The organism is Phocaeicola faecicola, from assembly GCF_013618865.1.
Classification (GTDB): domain Bacteria; phylum Bacteroidota; class Bacteroidia; order Bacteroidales; family Bacteroidaceae; genus Phocaeicola; species Phocaeicola faecicola.
In genome coordinates, this window is the sequence record NZ_JABSOE010000013.1 from 23182 (window position 1) to 50004 (window position 26823).

Annotated in this window: 26 protein-coding genes and 1 pseudogene; 14 read left to right on the plus strand and 13 right to left on the minus strand. The window is 40.1% G+C overall.

The features are described from left to right. Nucleotides 1-197: 197 nt before the first annotated feature. Genes H3001_RS05440 through H3001_RS05455 form a run of 4 tightly spaced genes read right to left on the minus strand, consistent with a single transcriptional unit; the run spans nucleotide 198 to nucleotide 3167 of the window. Nucleotides 198-1400, minus strand: a complete 1203-nt coding sequence (locus tag H3001_RS05440; protein ID WP_181214298.1) for a site-specific integrase — start codon at nucleotides 1398-1400, stop codon at nucleotides 198-200. A 1-nt stretch (nucleotide 1401) separates the two neighbouring features. After that, a complete protein-coding gene (locus H3001_RS05445; protein ID WP_181214299.1) occupies nucleotides 1402-1881 on the minus strand; it encodes a hypothetical protein in 480 nt (159 codons plus the stop codon). 3 nt (nucleotides 1882-1884) lie between these two features. Then, complete coding sequence (locus tag H3001_RS05450) at nucleotides 1885-2805, minus strand: relaxase/mobilization nuclease domain-containing protein (RefSeq protein WP_181214300.1); 921 nt, start codon at nucleotides 2803-2805, stop codon at nucleotides 1885-1887. Further along, entirely contained in the window at nucleotides 2802-3167 is a 366-nt protein-coding gene (locus H3001_RS05455; protein WP_009319097.1) for a MobC family plasmid mobilization relaxosome protein, read from the minus strand. Before H3001_RS05455 ends, H3001_RS05450 begins: the two co-directional genes overlap by 4 nt. A gap of 857 nt (nucleotides 3168-4024) precedes the next feature. On the opposite strand from H3001_RS05455, the gene H3001_RS05460 reads away from it, so the two are divergent. Then, nucleotides 4025-4336, plus strand: coding sequence for a helix-turn-helix domain-containing protein (locus tag H3001_RS05460; RefSeq protein ID WP_181214301.1), 312 nt, complete (start codon nucleotides 4025-4027; stop codon nucleotides 4334-4336). A gap of 33 nt (nucleotides 4337-4369) precedes the next feature. Then, nucleotides 4370-4672: a helix-turn-helix domain-containing protein gene (locus H3001_RS05465; protein ID WP_022459656.1), complete on the plus strand. Its 303-nt coding sequence runs from the start codon at nucleotides 4370-4372 to the stop codon at nucleotides 4670-4672. A 75-nt stretch (nucleotides 4673-4747) separates the two neighbouring features. Here the strand turns inward: H3001_RS05465 and H3001_RS05470 are convergent, their stop codons facing one another. From H3001_RS05470 to H3001_RS05480, 3 genes and pseudogenes are all read right to left on the minus strand, one after another. Further along, nucleotides 4748-5872: a Fic family protein gene (locus H3001_RS05470; RefSeq protein ID WP_181214302.1), complete on the minus strand. Its 1125-nt coding sequence runs from the start codon at nucleotides 5870-5872 to the stop codon at nucleotides 4748-4750. A 96-nt stretch (nucleotides 5873-5968) separates the two neighbouring features. Further along, complete coding sequence (locus tag H3001_RS05475) at nucleotides 5969-6343, minus strand: hypothetical protein (protein ID WP_181214303.1); 375 nt, start codon at nucleotides 6341-6343, stop codon at nucleotides 5969-5971. 3 nt (nucleotides 6344-6346) lie between these two features. Next, nucleotides 6347-6538: pseudogene (locus H3001_RS05480) on the minus strand (tyrosine-type recombinase/integrase); the annotation flags it as partial. Between the two features lie 279 nt (nucleotides 6539-6817). Here H3001_RS05480 and H3001_RS05485 point away from each other — a divergent pair. Both H3001_RS05485 and H3001_RS05490 read left to right on the plus strand, forming a co-directional pair. Then, nucleotides 6818-8047, plus strand: coding sequence for a site-specific integrase (locus H3001_RS05485; RefSeq protein ID WP_117892900.1), 1230 nt, complete (start codon nucleotides 6818-6820; stop codon nucleotides 8045-8047). A gap of 19 nt (nucleotides 8048-8066) precedes the next feature. Next, a complete protein-coding gene (locus H3001_RS05490; RefSeq protein WP_181214304.1) occupies nucleotides 8067-9293 on the plus strand; it encodes a site-specific integrase in 1227 nt (408 codons plus the stop codon). 329 nt (nucleotides 9294-9622) lie between these two features. Here the strand turns inward: H3001_RS05490 and H3001_RS05495 are convergent, their stop codons facing one another. The 5 genes from H3001_RS05495 to H3001_RS05515 all read right to left on the minus strand — a co-directional run bounded on the left by H3001_RS05495 (nucleotide 9623) and on the right by H3001_RS05515 (nucleotide 13029). Continuing rightward, entirely contained in the window at nucleotides 9623-10504 is an 882-nt protein-coding gene (locus H3001_RS05495) for an SDH family Clp fold serine proteinase (RefSeq protein ID WP_087383685.1), read from the minus strand. Between the two features lie 4 nt (nucleotides 10505-10508). Continuing rightward, the gene (locus H3001_RS05500; RefSeq protein ID WP_087383688.1) at nucleotides 10509-10709 is read right to left on the minus strand and encodes a hypothetical protein; all 201 of its coding nucleotides are present in this window, start codon (nucleotides 10707-10709) and stop codon (nucleotides 10509-10511) included. Between the two features lie 469 nt (nucleotides 10710-11178). Next, nucleotides 11179-12201 (minus strand): Fic family protein, encoded by a 1023-nt coding sequence (locus H3001_RS05505; protein ID WP_181214305.1) that lies wholly within the window; start codon nucleotides 12199-12201, stop codon nucleotides 11179-11181. A gap of 161 nt (nucleotides 12202-12362) precedes the next feature. Next, the gene (locus H3001_RS05510) at nucleotides 12363-12668 is read right to left on the minus strand and encodes a helix-turn-helix domain-containing protein (RefSeq protein WP_072541409.1); all 306 of its coding nucleotides are present in this window, start codon (nucleotides 12666-12668) and stop codon (nucleotides 12363-12365) included. 40 nt (nucleotides 12669-12708) lie between these two features. Next, nucleotides 12709-13029 (minus strand): helix-turn-helix domain-containing protein, encoded by a 321-nt coding sequence (locus tag H3001_RS05515; protein ID WP_117892891.1) that lies wholly within the window; start codon nucleotides 13027-13029, stop codon nucleotides 12709-12711. A gap of 453 nt (nucleotides 13030-13482) precedes the next feature. Here H3001_RS05515 and H3001_RS05520 point away from each other — a divergent pair, with 453 nt between their 5' ends. From H3001_RS05520 to H3001_RS05555, 8 genes are all read left to right on the plus strand, one after another. Further along, entirely contained in the window at nucleotides 13483-13947 is a 465-nt protein-coding gene (locus H3001_RS05520; RefSeq protein ID WP_117892888.1) for a DUF3408 domain-containing protein, read from the plus strand. A gap of 229 nt (nucleotides 13948-14176) precedes the next feature. Continuing rightward, on the plus strand, nucleotides 14177-14551 hold the full coding sequence (locus H3001_RS05525) for a plasmid mobilization protein (RefSeq protein WP_181214306.1): 375 nt from the start codon (nucleotides 14177-14179) through the stop codon (nucleotides 14549-14551). Further along, nucleotides 14548-15474, plus strand: a complete 927-nt coding sequence (locus tag H3001_RS05530; protein ID WP_181214307.1) for a relaxase/mobilization nuclease domain-containing protein — start codon at nucleotides 14548-14550, stop codon at nucleotides 15472-15474. Before H3001_RS05525 ends, H3001_RS05530 begins: the two co-directional genes overlap by 4 nt. A 49-nt stretch (nucleotides 15475-15523) precedes the next feature. Then, the gene (locus tag H3001_RS05535; RefSeq protein WP_181214308.1) at nucleotides 15524-16297 is read left to right on the plus strand and encodes a hypothetical protein; all 774 of its coding nucleotides are present in this window, start codon (nucleotides 15524-15526) and stop codon (nucleotides 16295-16297) included. A gap of 4 nt (nucleotides 16298-16301) precedes the next feature. After that, on the plus strand, nucleotides 16302-17504 hold the full coding sequence (locus tag H3001_RS05540) for a site-specific integrase (protein WP_181214309.1): 1203 nt from the start codon (nucleotides 16302-16304) through the stop codon (nucleotides 17502-17504). Between the two features lie 240 nt (nucleotides 17505-17744). Then, nucleotides 17745-18392, plus strand: coding sequence for a DNA methyltransferase family protein (locus H3001_RS05545; protein WP_181214310.1), 648 nt, complete (start codon nucleotides 17745-17747; stop codon nucleotides 18390-18392). Then, nucleotides 18382-19914, plus strand: coding sequence for an Eco57I restriction-modification methylase domain-containing protein (locus H3001_RS05550; protein ID WP_181214311.1), 1533 nt, complete (start codon nucleotides 18382-18384; stop codon nucleotides 19912-19914). Before H3001_RS05545 ends, H3001_RS05550 begins: the two co-directional genes overlap by 11 nt. A gap of 3 nt (nucleotides 19915-19917) precedes the next feature. Next, entirely contained in the window at nucleotides 19918-22830 is a 2913-nt protein-coding gene (locus H3001_RS05555) for a GIY-YIG nuclease family protein (RefSeq protein WP_181214312.1), read from the plus strand. A 557-nt stretch (nucleotides 22831-23387) separates the two neighbouring features. Here H3001_RS05555 and H3001_RS05560 read toward each other — a convergent pair. Further along, entirely contained in the window at nucleotides 23388-24269 is an 882-nt protein-coding gene (locus tag H3001_RS05560; RefSeq protein WP_181214313.1) for an AAA family ATPase, read from the minus strand. Between the two features lie 113 nt (nucleotides 24270-24382). Between H3001_RS05560 and H3001_RS05565 the strand changes: the two genes are divergently transcribed. Beyond that, a complete protein-coding gene (locus H3001_RS05565) occupies nucleotides 24383-25381 on the plus strand; it encodes a hypothetical protein (protein WP_181214314.1) in 999 nt (332 codons plus the stop codon). Beyond that, on the plus strand, nucleotides 25378-26823 hold the full coding sequence (locus H3001_RS05570; protein WP_181214315.1) for a hypothetical protein: 1446 nt from the start codon (nucleotides 25378-25380) through the stop codon (nucleotides 26821-26823). The genes H3001_RS05565 and H3001_RS05570 overlap by 4 nt, the downstream gene beginning before the upstream one ends.

Here is a 26823-nt window from a genome sequence, read left to right on the forward strand (position 1 = left end):
GAGGGAGATTTCAGGCTATAAGGCTGATTTGCTGATGAATTATATGTAGGATTGCTAAACTACAATTGAAATTCAATGACTTCCGGATGAAAATCCAACGGCCGGAATTGCAGGATTTTCAATAAAATGTATAACTTTGCGCAAGAGTGAGTCCCTCTGTCTAAGAAATGAATGCTTTTGCTAAACGTTCTCCAATCCTACAGACTTTTCAGAATTTGTGCGTTGGCTTTGTCCACTACGGAATTGTCCAATGAGGCCAGATAAATTTGTGTGGTCGCCTCGGAATCATGTCCCATCCCTTCACTGATAACCGAAATCGGAATGTTCTTGCCTTTGGCTGCGCTTGCCCATGAATGACGGGCACAGTACATGCTAAGAGGAACGGATATATCGGCCAATCTGGCTATTTCTTTAAGATTTCTGTTTATTCCGGACATGACATTCCTGTAATGCTTGTGCGTATCCTTAAAAGGATATTTCAATACCGGCAAAAGATAAGGACTGAGACTGTCTTCCGGGTATTTGCCGACAATCTCCTGCATACATTTTTCCCATCTGATAACCAGCTGCTGCCCGGTCTTTCGTCTGCGATACGATAAGAATCCATTCTGAAGATCTTTCTTTTTTAGGTGAGCCATATCTATGAACGACATGCCACGGGTATAGAAACTGAACAGGAACATGTCCCTTGCAAATTCCAGATTAGGCTGTAAGGACAGATCCAGATTCTTCATACGCTTGATGGCGGATAAGGAAACGGCACGCTTGACGGTCTTGTCCACTCCCGTATAGACATGCCTGAAAGGATTACGCTGTTCCACCAGTTCCTTTTCCAGGGCACGGTTATATACCGCCCGAAGGATACGCATGTAGAATGAACTGGTATTCCGTACGGCACCTTTCCCATGAAGGTAGGCTTCATAAAGCTGCATCAAATCCGAATCAATTTCGGACAGCAGAACATCCCTGTCCCTTCTGAACTGCATGAAACTTTTCAGGGTGCAGGAATAATTTTCAGCCGTGCGCATCTTGCCCATTTGTTTGAGACGGGCTATGATGCCCTGCATAAAGTTGAACAGCGACTGTCCCTCTGTATTGTTTTGAAAAGAAGCGACAATATCATCTGCCGTATATGCAGCTTTCCGGTTATCCAGTTGGCGGATAATCATGTCCAGTCGTTTCAAGTCCCATTCCATGCGTTCCTGCAAGGAAAGAAGCAGATTGCTTCGTTCCGAACTAACAACAATGATACAGCTTCCAGCTTCGTTCCATTCATCCGTAAATATCCGGTAATCCGTCTTTAACTGACGGATTACACGGTTCTGAATAATCTGATAATAAATGGTACCTTCCTTTCCCTCTATGGTGGAAGGTCTGAATTTTACTTTCACACTGGCCATATCAATCGGATTCAGATTTTACCTGTAATTTAAGTTTCTCCTGCATCAGGCTGTCGGAAACAGCTTTCAGCTCGTTTTCGTACCCGTCAGCCTGTTTTCTGACCCAGTCGATGGCCTTCTCGTCACGATGGATGTCGAAAACCTTGTTCAGCCAGAGAATATCTTCCGGAGTACACCCGCTCCAGGAGCGGATGGCACGGAACTTCAGGGCATCATCCGCATATTGCCGGTTGGACTGCCAAAGTCTGATATTTCCCCATAAGGACAGGCTGCATACCACGCCCATTCCGATCAAAAGAGAAAATACTTTGCTTGACCTGATGTCAAAACTATGCCGGTGAATATGCCTTACGCATGTCGGGATCACTTCTTCTGCCTGTCTGCCAGTTGGTGTTCCGGTCTTCTGTTCCAGCTTCCCGTTTATCATCTCAATCTTGTTCTTGATTTCTTCAAACAAAACATATACATTGTCTTTTTCCATACTTTACCATCTTATTTTACGTTGTTTTTTCTTTTTCTTCTTTCTCAAATAATCGTCCGGATAACCTTCCGGTTGTTCCGGTTGCAGGTTCGGTGTGAACAGACCTAAAGAACCGCTGTACAATTCACTGCCATGCGATTCTTGTTGCCATATCGGTTCACTTTGAACAGCTACCTGTCTTTGGGTTTCCGAATGTGACGGTGTCTTTAACGCGGCATCTATCTTGGAATAGCTGAACTGCCTGTCAATTTTGGAACCGCTGAAGGAATAGCCGTTCATGATGAACACGATACCCTGTACTTCATCGGATTTCCCCTTGTATTTGAACCGTACATCCACTCCCTTTTCGCTTAATCCGGCAATCAGCTCCTTCCAGTTATCAGATCTTCTGACTTCCGTTTTAAGCAGACTGTAAAGTTCATATTTTGTCTTGTCCGGTTCCCTTAAGCGTTCAGTCTTGACATGATCCTTGCCTTTGGCCATGTGCAGACCATATTTCAAGGTCAGTTCCTTGCAGATGCGTGCACTCCGTAACCGCTCGTTTTTGTCGGATATGGTCCTGCCATCATTGTCTATCCGGTTGTAGGCGATATGTATATGGGGATGCTCCTTGTCGAAATGTCTGGCTATAAAGAACTGCGTGTTCCTTATGCCCATCCGTCCCATGTATTCCAGAGCAATTTCTGCCATAATCCGGCTGGTCAGCCTGCTTTCATCCTCTCTGGAAAATCCCAGTGCAATGTGTCCGACCGGTCTGGATACTTTCGGATTCATGCCGGCCTGTGCTTCGAAAGCCTTTGTTATTGTGTTAACATCCTCAATGAACAAGCCGGCATGTGCGATAATCCTGGCATCCTTTTTACTGTCAATGATATAGCCGGTAACCTCACGGAATCCGCTTCCCTTTACAATCTTCGCAATCATAGCAGGATATGGTTCAGCAGTTCTTCGATTCTTGCCACCTGTACACGGCATTCCAGCTTTGCCGTATCGAACCCTCCGGCATTTGCCTTATGAGCCAGCTGGTTCAGATTGTTCGCCATACCGCATAGCTTACGGATATAGTCGGAATGTTCCGCTGTAAGTCTTTGCCGGACATATCCCTTACGGAAACATTCCCTCAGGTATTCGCTTGCCGATATGCCTGCGCTTCTTGCCCTGCTTTTCAGCGTGTAGTAATCCGGTGTCGCCAGTTTCACGGTAACACGATATTTCAGTTTGTCGGTCGTACTCTTTGGAGGACGGCCGCCCTTGTTGTTTCTTTCTGTATTCTGTTTCTTTTCCATCTGTTGACTATTGTATAAAATGAATGTACTGATTAGACCAGCGGGATGAACCTCTCACTGCCTCTTGTAGTGGGAGCAAGCGGTTTCGGTCTGCCCGAAACACAAACTTGCTCCACTAAAAACCAGAGTCCCGCTATTTTGAGCAGCTCTGAATATGCCCTCTATAAATTCGGGAGAAATAATACCGTTGTCGGTATCATCTTATGGAGGGGACAGGCCTGTTTTTCCGTTTCTGTTCATCATGTATTTTCTCATTTTGTTTGCCATGTTCCGATATATCTCGGAATGAATTGTCTGGCAAAAAAAGAATATAAGTTTCCAATAGTCAAACAGTTGGTAGGGATGTGGCAATAATGTGCCTTGTTGCAGTTTGCATGCAGGGCAATCGGTGTAGAATGCGGCATTTTTCCTGTTTGATGAAACAATGAACCGGGGATTCAAACAGTTACTGATCTATTGACTTGAATATTTACTGACTTAATGTCGTATTGTCGTACTGTAGTAAATATTCATGTCTGTGAATCATTGAAGGAACACTTCTTTGCTTCCTTATCTAATCAATGGCTTGGAAAAGTGATGAAGTAAGGTTACATGGAAATAAACCATTCCTTATCCATTGCTATGGACCTTTATTGAATCAGGTTCATAGATCTTTTATTCTGTAATTCATTATCGGATGGAGTCCCTGAATATAGGGATATTTAAAGAAAAGGATATGAAAGTGGCCTCATAACTAAGATAATCAGCGCCACATGCTGCCAGTTAGGCGGAAACCATTGCCTTTCAGAATATATGGCTTTTCTTTGTCGCAAACAACGAAAAAAGAATAAATATCAATCAACAAAAAAGGAAACGATATGGAATTTGTAGGAATAGAAAAACAACTGTTTGAAGAATTGGTGCGTAAGTTTGAATACTTTGAACATCGGGTCATGGAAATTTGCAACTGGGAGAACGACAGGACGTTGCACAAGTGGATGGACAATCAGGACGTATGCCGGTATCTGAACATCTCGCCCCGTACCCTGCAGACACTCCGTGATAACGGTACCCTGCCTTTTTCTCAAATCAATCACAAAATATTCTACAAACCGGAAGATGTACAGGGTATCGTCAAGAAAGTTGAGGACAGAAGAAAAGAGGCTCTTTACAGAGGCCGTAACATATAACAGTTAAACAATAACCACTAAATCCATAATAACATGAGTGAACTGAGAACAGACAGCAGAGAATGGGTACACCGTATCATGGGAAGTCTTGACCGTATGCTGGTCGGGATTGAGAATCTGGCGGTCGGAAATCGTCCCGTACTGGGTGGCGAACGCTATCTGACCGATAAGGAAGTGTCGGCACAATTAAAACTGAGCAGACGTACGCTTCAGGATTATCGTAATGAAGGGAGAATATCCTATTATCAGTTGGGAGGTAAAATCCTTTATCGGGAGAGTGATATTGAGAAAATGCTTCAGGAAAATTATCGGGAAGCATATATGAGTGGTAAATAAAAGATAAGCATAAAGGCTGTGTGCCGGTCTGGATGAACCGATGTCACACAGCCTTTATGCTTGTATGATGAACGATTATACATCTTCCGGCATGGGGATGACAATGATAGACTCATTGCACTGGATTCCGTAGAATACGTCACGAACCCGCCCCTGCTGGGGTATCAGAATACCCTTTTCTACCAGATCTTTTATATCGCGTGCTGCTGTATCTGGTGATACCTTTACACGTTTTGCCCAGTTCTTAGCCGTCAGTTTGCCGGGATAACCGTCCAAATATAAATTCAAGACTTCACGTTGTCGTTCGGATAGGACTGTTTCGGCATGGGTTTGCCAGAATATGGCCTTGTTAAGAACCTTCGACAATGTTTCGTCGGATTGCTCGACAGAACGGAGCAGACAGTCAAGATACCAGATAATCCATTCAGTAATCTCGCAATTTCCCTTCTGTGTTTTCTCCAATATGTCGTAATACTGTTTTTTATCCTTGTTTATCTGATGTGAGATACTGAAAAAACGCATCTTTGAGTTTTCGGCCTGTGAAAGTGCCATATCAGCAATGGCTCGTCCGATTCGTCCGTTTCCGTCATCGAAAGGATGGATGCATACAAACCACAAATGGGCTATCGCCGATTTTACATAGCCGTTATGTGCATCTGAATTGAACCAGTCCAGAAACCGATTCATTTCTTCGTCTATTCTTTCAGGAGCAGGCGCTACATAATGTACCTTTTCCCGACCGAACATTCCAGAAATAACTTTCATCTCTCCACTGCGGTATCGGGCTACATCGATTTTCGTTGGACCGCTCCATCCGGTAGGAAACAGGCAGTTGTGCCAGCCAAAGAGTCTTTCATGGGTAAGCGGACTGTTGAAATTGACAGTTGCATCAAGTGCCATTTCCACTACTCCGTCTATATATCGTGAGGATTCGGTCGGATTCGGTAGTTGTACTCCAAGTTTGCGGGCTACAGATGAACGTACCTGCTCATTGTTCAATTCCACTCCTTCAATTTCTGATGATGCAATGATGTCATGAGAGATGGATTCAACTACGGCAGACATCTTGTCGTTAAAACCGATTACACTAAGGCGTCCCATCAGATAACCGACAGCTTTGTTTACCTTGTTCAGTTTCTCACCGACAAGTTCCTTGTTCCACGAAAAGGAAGGCCATTCTTTATGTTCATGTATATACATAGGCATCACTGTTTTCTGCAAATATACGGTTTTGCGGATAATTAACCGCAAATTTTGCGGCTTATTATCCGCATGAAATAGTAAAATCAATATTTATCAGCATTTTAGATATGACTTATGATTTCCATTCACCATGCAGATAACCATTGGCTTTTCAGATTGGAACAGTCTGCTTATTATATACTCACGTAATTGTTGGGCCGGATAAGTATTAATCTGAAAGGCAAGTGCAAATATCATTTCCAAGTTATAGACTACCTGATACCCCTCTTTTAACGGAATACGTTGTTCTGCGGTGAATGGTTGCAATATCCCAAGTTTATATATTCTTCTTTTCGCAGCCCTTACAGTCCGTGCAACCACATTGAACAAGCCGACGAGTTCGGCTTCGTCCATACGAATCTTATCAGGATGGACAGCAGGAATAACAATCCTGCCGTCCTCCGTTATATGGATAATTTCTCTTTTCATAAGCTACAGACAATTTGAAAGTACATCCCTTACATTATTCATATCTTTCAGAATAGAACTGTCGAGTACCCTTGCATAGTGTTGCGTCATCTTGATATTGGAGTGACCGAGCATTTTGGCTACATTCTCAATGCTTACTCCATTGGCCAAACAGACAGATGTGGCGTACGAGTGGCGGGCCGTGTGCATAAGTAACAGGAAAGCAAGCGATAACAGAAATTAGTAGATAAAACTTAAATGGTTGGTATTTAGCATATTTGCTGAATTCTGCCAAATGAGTAAAACGCAAAAAAAAGTGATTTATAGTATTCGTTCAGTTACCAAAGCGTTAGCTGTCCAGTTACCGAAGCATACAGGTAACGCAATGAGGAGTACAGAAGTTATCACAATGGACTATTATTCACTGGTTGTCAATATTTTGCATATCAAAGAACGCTTATAAATTAGGTAATTTTGCCATTAAAGGATAAGCGTATGAAAATAGAAAAATTCAAGGTGTTGCTCTACCTGAAAAAGAGCGGTCTTGACAAGTTCGGAAAGGCTCCAATTATGGGACGAATAACGGTGAACAACACGATGGCGCAATTCAGTTGCAAGCTGTCATGTACTCCAGAGTTATGGAATTCACGTGAGAGTCGGTTGAATGGGAAAAGTAAAGAAGCGGTGGAAACCAATGCAAAAATCGCCAAGTTGCTATTGGCTGTAAACGCTGCCTTTGATTCTCTCGTGAAACGGAAAAATGATTTTAATGCAACGGATGTAAAAGAAATGCTTCAAGGCAGCAAAGATACCCAAATGACATTGCTCAAGCTGTTCGACAGGCATATCGAGGAAGTGAAGTCCCGTGTGGGGATAGACATATCCCACCGTACACTTCCAAACTATATTTATACCCGTAACCGTCTTGCAGAATTCATAAATTGCAGATTCAAGGTGTCAGACCTTGCCTTTTGCCAGCTTAATGAGCTGTTTATACGTGAATTTCAGGAATATGTTGTAATTGAGAAACGACTGGGAGTCCAAACTGTACGTCACTATCTGGCCATACTGAAAAAGATTTGCCGTATCGCATTCAAGGAAGGGCATTCGGACAAGTCCTATTTTGAACACTACCAGCTGCCAAAACAGAAAGAGACACCCCCGAGAGCATTGAGCAAGGATGATTTCGAAAAAATAAAAGATGTAGAGCTTACCGGCTGCCGCCCCGAACACTCTATAGTCAGGGATATGTTTCTTTTCGCCTGCTACACCGGAACTTCATATGTTGATGTAGTTGCAATTACCCCTGATAACCTATCCAAGGATGATCAGGGAGCGCCATGGTTGAAATACCGAAGAGGCAAAAACGGACAACTGTGCCGTGTTAAGCTGTTGCCGGAAGCCGTGGCTCTTATTGAAAAGTACAAGGATGAGACAAGGGCTACCTTGTTTCCCGTCATCCCCTACCAGGCTTTGAAATGGTGTCTTACAAGCATCAAAATGAAAGTCGGGATAAAAGGCCGTTTGTCATACCACATGGGGAGACATTCGTTCTCGACCCTTATGACATTGGAAAACGGAGTGCCGATTGAAACTGTCAGCAGGATGCTGGGACACGCGGATATAGGTACAACCCAAGTATATGCCCGTGTGACTCCCAAAAAACTTTTTGAGGACATGGACAAATATATCGAGGCGACAAAAGACCTGAAACTGATTCTATAACTCTTAAAATATTTAAACAATGCGAAGTACATTTTCTATTCTCTACTATATTAACCGAGGCAAGGTCAAAGCTGACGGAACAACAGCCATCATGTGCCGTATTACGATTGACGGCAAGAGCAGTGTATTTACTACCGGATATTATTGCAATCCTGAATGCTGGAATACCAAAAACGGAACGGTAAAAGATGGCAGGACAAACGGTCTTCTTGCGGACCTACGGGCAAGGCTTGAAACTTCTTACACGAACCTGTTAAAGGAAACGGGTATGATAACTGCTGAAATGCTGAAAAACGAAATAACATGTGTAGGGACTGTTCCTGTAACTCTTTTGAAAACCGGAGAAGAAGAACGAGAAAGGTTGAGAATCCGTTCCGTAGCGATAAATTCTACCTCATCTTACCGTCAGTCCAAGTCTACTCAGGCATACCTGCACGAGTTCCTGCTTTCTATGGGGAAGAATGACATAGCCTTTGAAGACATTACAGAAGATTTCGGTTGGGAATACAAACTTTACCTGAAGGGAAAAGGTTGCGGTGCGAGTCACATCAACCATTGTCTTACATGGCTGAACAGACTGATATATATTGCCGTTGACAGAGAGATTCTCCGTTTCAACCCGCTTGCGGATGTACCTTACGAGAAAAAGCCCACAGGCAAATTGAAACATATAAGCAGGGCTGAGTTGCAAAGAATTATGGAACAGCCCATGTCGGAAAGATTGCAGGAACTTACACGCAGGGCTTTCATCTTTTCCTGCTTCACCGGATTGTCTTATGTTGATGTTAAACGGCTTTATCCTTCACATATTGAAACGACTTTAGACGGAAGAAAGTACATCCGTATCAACCGTAAAAAAACGGATGTGGAATCATTTGTACCTCTTCATCCCATAGCTGAACAGATATTGGCACTGTATAACACAACGGATAAAAGCAGACCCATATTCCCATTGCCCAAACGTGACATGTTATGGTACTGCATACATGAGATAGGTATTGTGGCTGGTATAAAGGAAAATTTGAGCTATCACGCCAGCAGGCATTCGTTCGGCACCTTGATGCTTTCTGCAGGTGTCCCGATAGAAAGTATAAGTAAAATGATGGGACATACGAGTATTAAAACGACACAAGGATATGCCAAAGTAACCGATGATAAAATATCTGAGGACATGGACAAATTGATGAAACGGAGACAGGAACAAAAGACCCCCCGGACAGCCGCCCGTTCCCTCTGCCGTCCATAAAAGTTAGTACAGACTCTATTGAAAGCGAAAAGGTCTGACGGCTTTGTCGTTACGGGCAGAATCTTCCTCTTTCAGAGTGTATTCATCCCGAAAACCTTTTCACTCATTAAAGCCCGTTGTTTTCTGAGGACTTTGATTGTTACTGCCAATATCAATCATGAAAAGTATATTAAGATGATGGATTATAAATTACACAAGATGGCAAGTGACAAGACTTTAGAGACGTAAAAATGTTTTTTATACAAAAAATATATCGAGATTTAATAACCAATTTTTCATATATTTAAAGTCTATGAAATAAAAAGGGGGATTACCTCCCCCTTACATGATTATTTTGCATTATAATTTTGCATATACCGTCCTCCAATATTGTTCTCTACAACTTTGGAAATAGTAAATTTATCAAATAGAATCATATAGCAGTGGTGCAAACTAAGAACAGCATCTTGTAATAGGGGATTCTCCTCTAGATCCACAATATTTAATCCGGCATTTTTACAATCTTGTTTAGATAAATGTCTACTATGTGAATAACTATTATTGTGATTCAAAAAGACATCTTTTACTTTTTGGAAATCTATATTAGGATTAACTTCTTTTAGCCATTGTTCTGCTAACTGAGCGGACCATTTTATCGCATTATCACATGCCGTTAAAAACGTAGGATCATATTTCGATATTATGACTTGCCACAATCCTAATGACGCAGGATTAGCTGCAATTTCTTTTACTGCCCGTTTGAATTCATCTACTACAGCTTGACAAGCATATATACCCATTTGCGGATCGATCGGCCCTAAAGAAGATTGTTCCCCCATAATTATTTCCTTGCAGGCCATAGACATCATTGTTCCTGCAGACATCGAAATTTGTGGAATAAACGCCCTGATATCTCCTTTGAAAATATTTTTCAAGTAAGTGATAATACTTTCTGTAGCAGCAATATCTCCACCAGGAGTATGCAAAATTAAGTCTAACCCTTTTGTCTTGTCTAGTTTATAGACAGCAGTCATAAACGCATTTTTATCTTGGTCATCAATGCCGACATGTGGTGCATCAGGCTTTTTCAGCCATCCTGAATAATACGCAATTACATTTCTACCAGTTATATCGTGTATCTTGTCAAAAAATTCTTTACGCTTTTTATCTAATTCTACTCCTACATTGGAATATGAATCTACTTCTGTTAAAATTTCGCTCCAACTAGGCATAATACTAATCTTTAATAATAATGTTTGATGATAAAACTGTTTCGTACTTAGATAAATCACAAACAGAATATTGTTTGTATCTATCCTTATTATTTAGATCAGAGGATAACTGAAATGATTTAGATGGAAAACCCTCCATAATATTTTTATACATTTCCTCTAAAGAAAGATCTGTATTCTTTTCTGTTATATAGTCTTTGTTCATAATTTGCTAAATATAATTGACAAAGATAATAATTTTTAAATAGAACTTGCTATATATTCATGATTAAATCATTGTAGATTCTATTTTCTCGTTTGACAATAAGAAGATAAAGTCCTTTAATTATACTTTTGCAATCAGCCGCCCGTTCCCTCTGCCGTCCATAGAAATTAGTACAGACTCTATTGAAAGCGAAAAGGTCTGGCGGCTATGCCGTTTCGGGCAGAATCTTCCTCTTTCAGAGCGTATTCAGCCCGAAAACCTTTTCCCTTTCACGTCTGTACAATGGAAGCCGACGGCAGCGGAAACAAGCGACTGACGGAAAAGTCAGAATAAAAAGACAAAACAGCATATAGATTGGTTCAAATAGGGCCTAATACTATATGCTGTTTTTTTAATCATTTTGGAAAGGCTGTTTTTTAGAAACACAAATAAAATGGGCAGGCGGTAAACTGCGCTCCCTCCAGAAAAATCAATCCGTTTTTTCTACGACCTGCCAGTGTCCGCCTTTATCCGGTCCGACACGCTTGAGTATTCCTTCTGCCTTCATCTTGGCAATATGCTTTTCCACAGCTTTAGGGGTTATGCCTATCCGCTCGGCAAGGGCAGCTGCACTTAGTGAATTGTCTTGAGATAGCAGAGCAATAATTTTCTCCCTACTTTTCACCTTTTTCTTCCTACTTTCTGTCAGTTTCTCCCCACTCTCCGGAATATCTTCAATGGATTTACGATAAGTTTCAATGTCATAAGCAAGATTCTTCACCATAGTGTCAGTCATAAAATTCCGGAATATACTTAAATCTTCATTTTCCCGGGTTTCCACCAATGCTTTGATGTATTCCTCCTTATCATCCTTAAGGATTTTGGTCGGAATCAATCCAAACTCAAATTGAAGCATATTCATTACAAGACGTGCCATTCTGCCGTTACCATCAGCCCACGGATGTATAGTCACCAAATGATAATGGGTATCAAAACTGAGCTCGTATAATTGTGTAACACTTTTGCTTGCATAATTTTTTCGTTCTTGATTCAGCCAATTGCAAAATTCCGCGAGTTTTACCGGGACTTTACTGTAATTCATATACGATTTGCCTCCAACTCCTGCCGTAACATTCAACAGGCGTAAGTCTCCCTGTGCAGATGAGAAATCTCCCAATGCAGTCTTATACTCCTGTCCGGTATTTTTCATGACAAGAGCAGAGAGACTTTTCAATAAATCAATAGTGATATCAGTATGTGCATGAGCTAGTTTTATGGCAGTCTCATAAGCGTTTTTAAGATCAAGGTTCATGTTCTGCTCCGTGATACTTTTCCCTTTCAGGCTGATTCCCTGGTCGAACATGATTTGATTTTCAAGCTCTGTTATAGTCGATCCCTCGATAGCCGTGGAATGAGTAATGAGTGAATACAAATAGAACTTGTCATAATCTATCTGCTTGTCTATTTCCAATTCCCGATAAAGGGAAATCAATTTTTCAAGTTCGGTTTGCATATTATCTTCTATTTTTCACAAATATATATTTTTCTCCCTACTTCTCATTATTTTCTCCCCACTTTATTTGCTTTCTCCCTACCTTTTGCAATAAAACAAATAGAATCTGCATCACCACCTGTTTGATAAGTGATACAGATTCCAATAGAGTGATACCGATTTTATTCATTAAGTCGGTACGCTTCCTTGTACCCTTTCATCAGTGTCTTTTCTATGTCGGAAGCCCGGTAGAGAATCTTACCGCCTACTTGCGTATAAGGCAGAATTCCGTTGTTGCGGTAGTCCTGCAAGGTTCTCCGGCTCACTTTCAGCAGATATGCCACTTCCTTGTCCGTCAGCAACTCATCGCCATAGGCAGACGGTTGCCGTTTTTCCAACACTTTTTCGAGCAGGGCCAACAGCCTGTCGAAATTCGAGTGGAATGTCTTTACCCACTCGTGGTCCTTTTCTCTGATTTCATTACTCATACGTGTTTGATATTGGTTATACATTATTCTTGAAACTCACTCAAATGGTCTTGCCTTTCCAACGGGCTTCCTTGCGTTTGTCCTCCACGTTTCCGACTACCCGTTCCACATCGTCAGGACGGTAATAAGTTCGGTTTCCGATTTTCGTAAAGGCAAGCGTCCCGTTATCCCTCAGGGTCTGCAAGGTTCTCGGACTGATACGCAACCTGCGGCAGACCTCGTGGTTGTCCATCCATTCACTTGTTTCCTTCCCGCCGTGTTCACGGCACAGACTTTCCACCCGCTGCACGAAGCGATCCAGCTTGGCGGCTATCTCCTCGAAAGTCCTTTTTTCAAAGCTGATGATTTCCATTGTCTTCATTATTTTCTGTTAAACATATATTCAAATTTTCGGAACAGAACAGGTCTTTTACAGCCGATATTCCATCATGTCTCATCGTCCTATTCTCGGCAGGAAACGTGACCGTTTTCTCTGTTCCCACTGCAAATAAAAGCAGTAGAAATTACACTGCAATGGATTTTCGGACCGGTGACGATGCGTTGCCCGGAATGACATCATGTTACATCTCAACTGCATACAATGAGCCTTCTTCATAAACGGAATCCGCTTGAACAATTCGGTATGGAGAGATCACTCCGGCAAATCACGGCAGGCAGCACCGACCGCCCAATCGGTATAGTGCATGAGATTACATAATTGCCACGGTATCTCCATTCGCTTGATTCTGTTCACTATACACATTTCCTTTGCTCACGACAACGAGTCAAGGTGCGCACCGAGACCAGTGAGTAAACCGATTAAAATCAAAAATGTATGGTAACAAAAAAGAAATTGACCAAAGAAGAATGGGAGGCCATGACAGGTACGGATATGTCGTTTATACTCCCGTCAGATGGCGGCATTGAAACTGCCCGTGAATCATCCTTGAATGATACCGGAAAAGAGAAGTCAGAAGGAACGGTAGAACAGACCGACACCACATCCGAGATCCGGCAACCGCCAACAGGAAAAGAGGAAGCCGTTCCCGCGTCTCAACGTCGCATAAGCAGCAGGCAGAGGAAACTTTCTCTGGACGAATACCGGAAGGTCTTTCTTCAGGTCCCGAGAATCGAAGACCGCAAGCCCGTGTTCGTAAGCGGCGAGGTACGTGACAGGCTGGACGAGTTTGTCCGCAGGTTGGGAGGACGCAAAATGAGTGTTTCCGGACTGCTTGAGAACATCGCCCGGCAGCATCTTGAAATCTATTCGGAAGACTTCGAGCAGTGGCGAAAGCTGTAACATTTTCCTGAATGACAGACTTGCTTACTGACTTCAGTCATTACAGTATTCAAACTGCCAACAACCGCCCAGACGGGGCAACGGACAAAACTTCAGTTTTGGGAGTTAGCGAGGTTATCTTTCGGGCATCCCGAAAAACCTCGCTCCACTCCCGAAGAGTGGAGGCAATCCGCTCCCGGTGGTCACAGATTGTGAGAAAAAGAATAATCAGAAATCAAACGAAGAAAATATGAATGACAGAAAGAAAAACAGACCGAGGGGACGCCCCAAAGTAAGCGGAGTGTGCAAACTCAGCAAAGCCGTTACAGTGAAATTCTCCAAGATAGACTATGAACGGTTATGCCGACGTAGCAGACAGGCTAACCTTACATTGGCCGAATTCCTTCGCGTATCAGCCTTTGAGACGACGATAACGGCCAGGCACTCGGCCGAGGAAACTGCCGTCATACGCAGTCTTACGGGGATGGCAAACAACCTGAACCAACTGACCCGTCTGTCCCATCAGACTGGATTCCACCGTACCCAAAAGACGGCGACGGAACTCCTGCAGAAACTCAAAGAGATTATAGTCCAGTATAGGCACGGAGAAAGGAGGCCGTCATGATTGGCAAGATCAAGAAAGGGAAATCCTTCGGCGGCTGTATCCGTTACGTGATGGGCAAGGACAACGCGGAAATCATCGACTCCGACGGTGTACTGCTGGGAAATATCCGGGAAATAACGGACAGTTTCAACTACCAGCGGGAGCTTAATCCGAAGATAAAACAGCCTGTCGGGCACATCGCATTGAGCTTCAAACCGGAAGACAAGGCATTGCTGACAGATGAATTTATGGCTAAAATAGCCCGGGAATATATGGAACTGATGGGGATAAAAAACACTCAGTTTATTCTTGTAAGACACCATAACACGGACAATCCGCACTGCCACCTGGTCTATAACCGCATCGGATATGACGGCAAGATAATCTCTTCCCAAAGCGATTACAAGCGTAATGAAATCGCCACAAAATTGCTTAAGGATAAGTACGGGCTGACATACGCCGAGGGAAAGGGCAAGACTAATGTGGAGAAACTCCATGCTTCGGAACGTGTGAAATACGAAATCTTCAATGCCGTCAAGGCAGCTTTGAAGCATTCCAAAACATGGAAAGAGTTCAACGATTACCTGCTTCACCGGGGCATCTGGCTGGAATTTGTAAAACGTACCAGGGAGATAAAAAGGCCGGAGGACATACAGGGAATCCGGTTCACCAAGGACGGGCAGACCTTCAAGGCTTCACAAATCAGCCGGGAGTTCAGCTTTGCCAGACTAAATGCCCAATTGGGCTGGAAGACTTCGGAATCCCAACAGGAATCCGAACGTAAGGTGCAGCAAAAGATACCGGACGGAGGCCATCTTCTCGAAAGTACGGGACCTGGACTGTTCAGCCCGACAAACGGCACCGCTCCCGAAGAGCCGTTATCTCAGGAAGAACTCTTGCGCAGACGCAGGAAAAAGAAAAGAAGGAAAGGATTCGGGCTGTAGCCTGTCCTTTCCCATTCAAATTATTCATGAACATTAAAATTGCAGGAATATGAAATTGGAAGAATATATCGAGAGCATCTTCGGATGCCTGGAAAGAATCGAGAACAAAATCAACGGGTTGTCCGTCCCCTTGCCGGAAGGTAATAGCCCGACAGTTAACAATGAAAAGGAAAAGGATGAGTCCGTGCTGAATGAAGTCCTGAAAGGTCATGAGACATTTCGCAAATTGTTGACCCGCGTATGCGAAGGTCTTGTCGCCATCAAGAACGATATGGTTTCCATGGACAGGAAGAACTCGTCACAGGAAAGACTTGGACAGGTCTTGTCGGAAATACGGAATGAACAGCGTAAGAATCAGGAGAAAGTGGAAACCCTGTTTTGTGAGACCAATGATACAATCAGAAAGAATGCCGTCAAGACAAGCAACATCAACCATCATTTCAGCCTGAGTATAGAATCCCCGTACACTCTCTGGAGTTTTTTCGTGATGTTCGTGACAATCGTGATTCTGTCCGTGGCTCTCTATTTTTCGGCGAGGACAGATAACGTGCAGGCCGATAATGATCTGAAATATCGTTATGTCAAGATGAAAGGAGAGGCTACCCCAGAACAACTTGTGGAACTTGAGAACCTCTTTGGACCAAACCGGAATAACGAACGGATAAAACAGATGCGTGAGGACGTGGAGGCCTACGAGGAAGCGGTACAGAGACAAGCTACTCTGACTGAGCAGGCACGACTGAAAGAACAGGCCGCGAGAGAATTTGACAGCAAGGCGAAATCCATCAAGGACAAGTCAATTACGGACGAACCTAAAAAGTAAGCCTATGGCCAGTGTCAAAGTGAAATTCAGACCTTCCACCATAGAGGGAAAGGAAGGTACCATCTATTATCAAATAATCCACAACCGTGTAATCCGTCAGTTAAAGACGGATTACCGGATATTTACGGATGAGTGGAACGAAGCTGGAAACTGTATCATTGTCGGTAGTTCGGAGAGAAGCAATCTGCTCCTTTCCTTGCAGGAACGCATGGAGTGGGACCTGAAACGGCTGGACATGATTGTCCACCAATTGGAAAATCGGAAAGGGACATATACAGCAGATGATATTGTCACTTCTTTTCAAAGCAATACAGAGGGACAGTCGCTTTTCAACTTCATGCAAGGCATCATAGCCCGTCTTAAACAGATGGGCAAGATACGCACAGCTGAAAATTATTCCTGCACCCTGAAAAGTTTCATGCAGTTCAGAGGGGACAGGGATGTCCTGCTGTCCGAAATTGATTCGGATTTGATGCAGCTTTATGAAGCCTACCTTCATGGAAAAGGTGCCGTACGTAATACCAGTTCATTCTACATGCGTATCCTTCGGGCGGTATATAACCGTGCTCTGGAAAAGGAACTGATGGAACAGCGCAATCCTTTCAGGCATGTCTATACGGGAGTGGACAAGACAGTTAAGCGTGCCGTTCCCTTATCCGCCATCAAGCGTATGAAGAATCTGGATCTGGCCTTACAGCCTAATCTGGAATTTGCAAGGGACATGTTCCTGTTCAGTTTCTATACCCGTGGCATGTCGTTCATAGATATGGCTCACCTGAAAAAGAAAGATCTTCAGAACGGCTTCTTATCGTATCGCAGACGAAAGACCGGGCAGCAGCTGGTTATCAGGTGGGAAAAATGTATGCAGGAGATTGTCGGCAAATACCCGGAAGACAGTCTCAGTCCTTATCTTTTGCCGGTATTGAAATATCCTTTTAAGGATACGCACAAACATTACAGGAATGTAATGTCCGGAATAAACCGGAACCTGAAAGAAATAGCCAGACTGGCCGATATCTCCGTTTCTCTTAGCATGTACTGTGCCCGTCATTCATGGGCAAGCGCAGCCAAAGGCAAGAACATTCCGATTTCAGTTATCAGTGAAGGAATGGGACATGATTCCGAGGCAACCACACAAATTTATCTGGCCTCATTGGATAATTCCGTAGTGGACAAGGCCAACGCACAGATATTAAGGGATTTGTAGGAATGTATGGAGTGTTTAGTAAAACTACTCCATTCTATGTAAGAGAGACATAATTTGTTGCGAAATTACACAAAATATAGCAACTATTATTATTTAAGAGCCAATAAAAGCACATGACAATGTTCAAAAACATAAAATTGTTTATCAGATTCGAGTTTTGATACTTAAATAACAGTTGATAACCAGGATATTCCATCTGTCATACTACCTCTTACATAGAGAGACTCAGCAAGATGGAATATGAGTCAGATAAAGTCTAAAGAAAGAGTTGCACAACGAGGTGAAGTATTCACAGCAGAGCGTGAGGTAAACGCAATGTTGGACCTTGTAAAAAATGAGTGTTTGAGACCGGATTCCCGATTTCTGGAACCAGCTTGTGGTGACGGGAATTTCCTTTCTGCCATACTCAGACGTAAACTCGCAGAATTAAGAAGAAAATATAAGAAGAGCCCCCGTGATTATGAGAGACAAGCAATAGTGGCAATAGGAAGTCTATATGGAATAGACATAATGGACGACAATGTTTTAGCATGTCGTAAACGTCTTTTTTCCATATGGGATGAAGAATATACTGCCCTTTGCAAAACAGAATCTTCGGATGACACTCGTCAGGCTGCAAAATTTATTATCAGTCGTAATATCATTAACGGCAATGCTCTGACTTTAATGTGTGTTGATAATGAAGGCAATGACACATCTGTTCCTATAGTGTTCTCTGAATGGACCCTTATAGGTAATACCCAAATGCAGCGTTCCGATTACACAATGTCAAGTCTTCTTGGTAAAGAAAGTAATCTTTTCCCTTTAACTGATGTACAGCAGGAAGGCGGAATATTCTTAAGGAGATATATTACTCACTATAAAAAGGTTCAGGATTATGGAGAATAGCTTGTTTCAAAATGCCTATAATCCGGACGTACTATCGTGTATAGCAAATCTTAGCAGTGATGAGGTATTCACTCCTCCGGAATTGGCTAACAAGATTATTGATATGCTGCCACAAGAGTTGTTTGAAAATCCCGATACGACATTCTTGGATCCTTGCTGCAAAAGCGGTGTTTTTCTACGGGAAATCGCAAAGAGACTGATAAAAGGGCTTGAACAGCAAATTCCTGACCTTGAAAAGCGTATAGAACATATATTTTCAAAGCAACTCTTTGGCATTGCTATTACAGAACTCACAAGTTTACTTTCCCGTCGAAGTGTTTATTGTAGTAAATATCCGAGTGGGGAGTTTTCGGTATATCAGTTCCCTGAAGAAAAATCTCAAGGAAATATAATCTTCCAACGTATTAAACATACTTGGAAAGATGGTAAATGTACCTATTGCGGGGCTTCGCAAAATGAATATGATCGTGGGACTGAACTTGAAAACCATGCTTACCAATTTATCCACAACTTAGATGTAAATAAAGTATTCAATATGAAATTTGACGTGATTATAGGCAATCCCCCTTATCAAATGAGTGATGGAGGCGGGACAGGTTCAAGTGCTATGCCAATATATCATAAGTTTATAATTAATGCAAAAAAACTAAAGCCTCATTATCTAACAATGATTATACCTTCCAGATGGTTTACAGGGGGAAAAGGTTTGGATGAATTTAGAGATGAAATGCTTCATGATGAGCATATCAGAGAAATACATGATTTTGGAAATGCAAATGATTGTTTTCCTGGCGTTGCCATTGAAGGAGGCGTGTGTTACTTCTTATGGGACCGAGATCAAAAAGGATTATGTAAGGTTTATTCCCATTCACAAAACCAAATTACAGCCATATCAGAACGCCCTCTTCTGGAAAAAGGTGCAGATGTATTTATCAGGTACAATGAAGTAATCTCAATTATTCGAAAAGTTGCATCTTTCAATGAAGAAAGTTTTTCTCAACTTGTTAGTCCAAGAAATCCGTATTATTTCCGATCTCCATTTGTCGAAAGTAAAAAAGCTATCAACACATGCAAAGTTTTTGGAGTGGAAGGTGGAAAAAGACAATATAAGAATATTGATAAATCATTTATTGGAAGAAACAAAGATGAACTGGATAAGTATAAAATATTTATCTCTAAAGCAGACGGAGCAGCAGGACAAATAGGTTATCCCGTTCCAGCCAGAATATTAGGGAAGTCTGAAATCGCAGGTAAAAATACTGCTTGTACAGAAACATTCTTAAGAATTGGTCCATTTGGCAGTGAACAAGAGTGTAAGAATGTGAAGTCATATATAGAGACAAAATTTTTCAGATGCCTTGTAGGTGCTAGAAAAAATAAAAATATGACTCAAAGTACGTACTCTTTTGTCCCTATTCAAGATTTCTCAAAATCTTGGACTGATAAGGAACTTTACGAGAAATACAATCTAACACAAAATGAAATTGATTTTATTGAATCAATGATTACATCAATGGAGTAATTTATGGAACATAACTTCTTTCCCCAACGACCTGCTGTTACTCCTACAATATACGCCTACAGATTGCCTGGAGTAGATTCACACAAAGGATTTTTGAAAATCGGTTATACAGAACGTACTGCCAAAGAACGTATAGAGGAACAACTTCACACAAGCAAAATCAAGTATGAGATTGTATTAGTGAAGTCAGCAATGGCTAATGACGGATCTTGTTTTACAGATAAGGACATACACAAGATTCTTGAAAGCAAAGGATGTCATCGACTGAATCCTCTTGACAAAACCGATGAGTGGTTCAAGTGTTCAGTATCTGATGTTGAAGCGGCTATATTATCCCTTCGTACAGGTTCAGACAATGTTGAGAACAGAACACAGAACTTCACGATGCGTCCTGAACAGTTTCGTGCCGTAGAACAGACTAAAAAATATTTTGATCAGGCACTCAAAGAAGAGCCTGGTCACACACCAAAGTTCTTGTGGAATGCAAAAATGCGTTTCGGGAAAACATTTGCTAGTTATCAGTTGGCAAAGAAAATGGGTTTGTCGCGGATTTTAATCCTTACATTCAAACCTGCTGTAGAATCAGCCTGGAGAGAAGATCTTATATCCCATATCGATTTTGAAGGGTGGCAGTACATATCCAATAAAGATGCACGCAACAATAATCTGAATATTGACCAGGAGTTTAATCGTGTGGACAAATCAAGACCAATTGTCGTTTTTGGTTCGTTTCAGGATTTGCTTGGCACAAACGAAAGTGGAGGAATAAAGACAAAAAATGAGTTTATCCATTCGACAAATTGGGATTTGGTAATATTTGACGAATATCACTTCGGAGCTTGGAAAGAGAGAGCAAAGGAATTGTTTGAAAAGGAGGATGAAGAAAATGAGGTAGATTTTGATGTGGAAAAATATCAGAAAGATGAAGCAAGCAATGCCATCAATGAAACATGGCTTCCTATTTCAACACGATATTATCTGTTTCTCTCAGGAACACCATTCAGAGCCATCAATACCGGGGAATTTATAGAGGAGCAGATCTTTAACTGGACTTATTCTGATGAGCAGCGAGCTAAAACGGAATGGAAAGGTAACGACAATCCGTATATAGCCCTGCCACGAATGGTAATGCTTACTTACCGTATGCCTGATGAAATACAGGAAGTAGCAAAGCAGGGTGAGTTTGATGAGTTTGACCTGAATGTGTTTTTTGCAGCAGAAGGCAAAGGTACAAATGCTAGATTCAAATATGAGAACGAGGTACAGAAATGGCTGAATCTTATTCGTGGTTCATACCTCCCGGCTAGTATAGATGATATGAAGTTAGGACATGATAAACGTCCTCCAATGCCATTCAGTGATACTCGATTACTCAATGTGCTTTCTCATACACTTTGGTTTTTACCTAATGTTGCATCTTGTTTTGCTATGGCCAATTTGCTTGCTCAACGGCAAAATAAATTTTACCATGATTACAAAGTAACAGTATGTGCTGGAACTGCAGCCGGAATCGGTCTGGATGCTTTGTATCCGGTTCAGGCAAATATGGGAAATCCTCTTACAACAAAGACAATAACACTGACTTGTGGTAAACTGACAACAGGTGTTACCGTGAAGCCTTGGACTGGGATATTCATGCTCCGTAATTTGAAAAGTCCGGAAACATATTTTCAGGCCGCATTTAGAGTTCAAAGTCCATGGGAGGTAAAGGATGAGGATGGAAATCGTATCATAATGAAAAATGAATGCTATGTCTTTGACTTTGCCCTTGACAGAGCCTTACGGCAAATATCCGATTACAGTTGCAGACTGGATATCAATGAATCCAACCCAGAGGCGAAAGTCGGTGAGTTCATAAAATTTCTTCCTGTGCTGGCTTATGATGGCAGTAGCATGAAAGAAGTTGATGCACAAGACATCTTGGATATCGCTTTGGCAGGAACTTCGGCTACGTTATTGGCAAAACGGTGGGAATCAGCCCTGCTTGTAAATGTAGACAATGATACACTGAAACGTTTGCTTGCGAGTCCTGAAGCCATGAGGGCCTTGATGAATATAGAAGGGTTCCGTAACCTGAACAATGACCTTATTACCATCATCAATAAATCCGAGGCTGTCAAAAAAGCGAAGAAAGAAAATCCCAATCCAACCCCAAAGGAGAAAAAGGAAATCTCTGACGAGGAAAAGGAAATGAAGAGTAAGCGCAAACAAATTCAAGAGAAACTGATAAAATTTGCTACTCGTATTCCCGTATTTATGTATTTGACTGACTACCGTGAAAGATGTCTGAAAGATGTCATTACACAGTTGGAGCCAGGACTGTTCAAGAAAGTTACAGGTTTAAGTGTTGAGGACTTTAATATGCTCTGTTCACTTGGTGTGTTTAATGCACCGTTAATGAACGACGCTATCTTCAAATTCAAACGCTATGAAGATGCGAGTCTGACATATACTGGTATCAATAAGCATATAGCAGAAGAAGTGGGTGGCTGGGATACTACCATCCGCAAGGAACAGTATGAAAAACTCTTCTACAATCAACAATCCTCAATGACAAAGGTAGATTCTGATTACTATGCAAAAGGTAATAATACAGTCAATAAAAAACAAACTGAACAAGGAACAACAAAGGCCTCGCAACCTCATTCTGTACCAATTGTACAATCTCGCTCTATAAATGAGTTTACTACTGCGAAGTCACCATCTGTGCAATCAACGAAAGAGGATAGTGATATCAAAAAACAACTTGAGAAATTAATGATTGACAGTACCGTAGTTCACAAGAAGTTTGGTAAAGGAATAGTCGCAAAAATCAATAAGAATGAAAAGTTTATCTATGTCAGATTTACATTAGGAGAAAAGAAGTTTATCTTTCCTGATGCTTTTTTGATGGGATTTTTGGAAATATATAAATAAAATTATGGGGCTGACCAAATAGAATTAGTTAAGCCCCATTTTCTTGTTCTTTGATGTATATTATAGATTATCTTAATATATTAATCAGTAATTCTATTGATGTTCTCAACTCATCAGGTGAAAAGACAGTAGTTGTGCTTGGATGATCAATAGCATTTCTTATATATGTCGATAGTGAATGATATGTTGTTTTGCCATTAGGATGGGTATATATTTTTTCATGTAATAATGGATTATATAGTGGATGGGACACGATGAAATTGTCTGTATCGGCTATACTTGTTAAACTTTCTTTCTGTTGTAGCCAACCATATAGTTCTATATGAAAATCATTGGATACTATGTCAAATGCAAGAAAATTAGTTTCTGCAATAGTTATTGAAGGCAAAATATTAGGAGCAATAATATGTTTACTTTGAATTATTCCATTACTTTCATTAAGAACTATTACCAAAGTATTAATTTGATCCCTAAAAGCTTCTTTAAGGACATGGTCTGAATGTGTGGCTATAAATAATTGAACAATCTGATTTCCAGCATCATCCGTAAAAAGAGTTTTATAATATTGAAGAATCTTTTCTTGCCATTTTAGGATGCATACTCAATTCTGGCTCATCAATCATTATTGTAGAATTATTAAGAAGAGAAAGATTCTTAAGGAGGTATGCACCTCTAAAAACAATTTGTTTTTCTCCCGTACTTAAATGTTCTAATGAAATTTCAGCTCCGTTCTTCTCGAATAATACAACTTTTTCATTTGCTTTATTAGACACTTTTTTATATTTAATTTTGTCAAAAAAGTTGTTAAATGCATTTTTGAAACGATATATTTTTGAAATTTGTTCAAATTCACCTTTTGTCATTGCTGGCAAATTCTGTGTTTGACGTTCGTCATTAATATCACTATATCGTTCATTGTCTTGATTTTGAACGTCGACAATTAGTTGTTTTAATGATGTGAAATTATCATCATTATCCGAGTCATACTTGTTTTTATCAAGTTCGTTTGTTTTTACAGATTCAATTTTGTTTGTTTTATAATCTGCCCTTGGTCTGGAAAATACACTTCCATAAGATCTTGGATCTTTATTATCTGATTGAATAGAGTTTGAATTATTATTCCGGTCACTGTGAATGTTTTCTGAAATTTCATTCTCGACATCATATCTTGTAAAAAACGTTTTGAGTGAACCCGGTATGTTTGATGGTGTCAAAATGTATTGTTTACCTTCTATTTCATATTCAATTGCATTGAAAGGTTCAAAACTACCAATGCTCAAAAAAGTATTGAGTGTTTCTAATATTGTAGTTTTTCCCGTACCGTTCTCTCCTGCTAAAACAATAGTAGAATATGGTTTATTTGTAGTTGGGTCTATAAAATTTAGTTCTAAATTCCCCAATATGGGGTGATTTGCCCATTTGACTTTTCTTATCTTCATATATTTATAAATTAATTAGTTATTACAAAATAACAATTTTATTACTTGTTAGTTAAGTAGTTATATAAAATAATCACTAATTTTGTATAGGTATATGTAAATGTAATACAATAATGACAAATAGAGCGGCTACCTCAGTATTGTTTGGGTTTGATTTTCAAGCGAATGCAGCAATAGTGTTAATGCTTGAGAATATTAAAGATATGTCCAGTATCCGTTTAGAAGGATCTGAAGATATAGAAATCAATCTAAATGATGGCAGCAGTATTTTGGCTCAAGCAAAGTCTGTTGTAAATAGTAGTACTGATTTTTCAAATGTACTATCCAATCTTAAAAAGTCTATAATATCTTTATCAGAAGCAGAGCATAAATCGGGAGTAGTGAAAGAGCTTATATATATAACTAACACTCCAAACCCATTCAATGAGAAACAATTGAATCCTATATTTTATGGTGTTTCACAAAGGGATTATAGCTCATTGCCTAGATCTTTAAAGGATAAAATTAATAAGATAATCTCTAATATTGAGAAACCTCTTGATACGAGTAAATTCAAAATACAGATTTTACCTTTTGAGACAGATAATGACAATGAAAGATATAAATGTGTTATGAATGCTATTGGTGATTTCATTCCCAAATTAGGAATTATATCTATAGCTAAAGACGATTTACACGGAATTTGGGTGAAAGATATTTTTAGAAGTGGAACGAAAAGGATATCTGATATAAAACTAACTAAAAAAGATATTATATGGCCTTTAATAGTTCTTGTAACTCAAAATAAAAATTATGATGAAGATGAATTTGATGATTCTGAGATATATGAACTATCGAGAAGCTACGAAGCAATTATAAATACCTGCTCGGAAAAGTACGAATTTGTAACTAAGGTGCTATGTGCATATAATGGTTTCTATAAAGGAGCAAAAAACGGTGAAAGAAAACAAAAATTTATAGAAACAGAGAGTAGTAAATTCGCATATCTTTTTGAAGGAGAACGTGTTTTTTTGTCTAGTTCTCTACAAGAAAAACTTCTGCAAATTATTGTTCGCAATATTTTGAACAAACGTATTCAAATAGACAATATTAAGAATGCTGTAAACCTATGATTTTCAATTCAATTTATATAGAAGAGGCTGATAATAAACGTTTGATTGTTTTCTCTGATGGAAACAACCTGATACATAGTCTTGCTAACAGTAGGGGTAAAACGACTTTACTAAGAATTATGTTATATTCAATCGGATATAGCGTTCCCAATACTAAGCATATCAAATTCGAGAACTGTAAAGTCGAAAGTCAAATAACTCTGGATAGTGGAGAGGTTTTAGTATTATGCAGAGAATCGAGGGATTACATTGAATTGAAACAGAATGATTCTGTAACGACATATGTTTTGCCAAGCGATGAAGCGACTCTTCATAAAATTATTTTTAAAGCTAATTATCCAGAACTTATAAATAATCTCTTAGGAATATTCTATTTTGACCAGGAGAAGGGATGGACTTTGCTTAATCGAGGAGTTGTCATCGGAAGTATTCGCTTTAATATTGAAGAACTAATTAGGGGAATAGCAGAGATTGATTGTTCTGAATTATATAGACAAAAGGAGACAAAGAGACAAGATTTGTTGAAATACAAACAGATGTTTAGTGTTTCTAAGTATCAAGAAACTATTGATTCCGAATCCAACAATCTTGCAGGAGAATCATATAATTCTTTGATTGATAGCAAAATCAATCAATGTAAGATTCAGCATAATATGTTAAAGAAAGAATTATGCAGAATAGATAAGGTCCTAAAGGAAAATAAATATTTTAGAAATTTCATTGCAGAAATAGGTCTATTAGTTCAAGCTCCTAATAGAGAAATCTTTGCCGTTACAGAGGATAATATTATAGGTCTTAACGACACTATTGATTTTCTTATAGCCAAACGAAAAATAATAGCTTCTCAATATAATCAAATTCAGTCGGAAATTATTGAACTTGAAAAGGAGCGTAGAATAGAAGAACAACAGTTGTCCTTCTTTGATAATGTTGAAACGATTTCGGATATATTTGATAAAAGAATTTCGAGTATACCTATAAATGAAGTTGCTGTAAAAAAAGGAATTGCGAAATTAGAAAAAGAAATAGCGGATATCAATCTAAAGATTAGAGAATTAACACGAAGTGCAAATAGTGTAATCTCTTCGATATTCAATACTACTAAAAAATATCTTCAAGAACTAGGAATAGATGAAAGTCATAATACCGAAAAGTATTTATTTACTTCAAATCTAAAAGAATTATCAGGAGCCATATTACATAAAACAGTTTTTGCTTTTAGACTTGCTTGCTTGTTAGAGGTTGAAAAACATTTGAACATTAAATTCCCAATAATTCTTGATTCACCAAGCGGAAAAGAAATTGATAAACAAAACATAGAAGCAATGGTTGAAATATTAAAAAGAGATTTTGCTAATAACCAAATCATTATCGCATCTATATATGAATATCGTTTACCAAATATTAATAAAATCAGTATTATTAATAGATTAATTGAATAA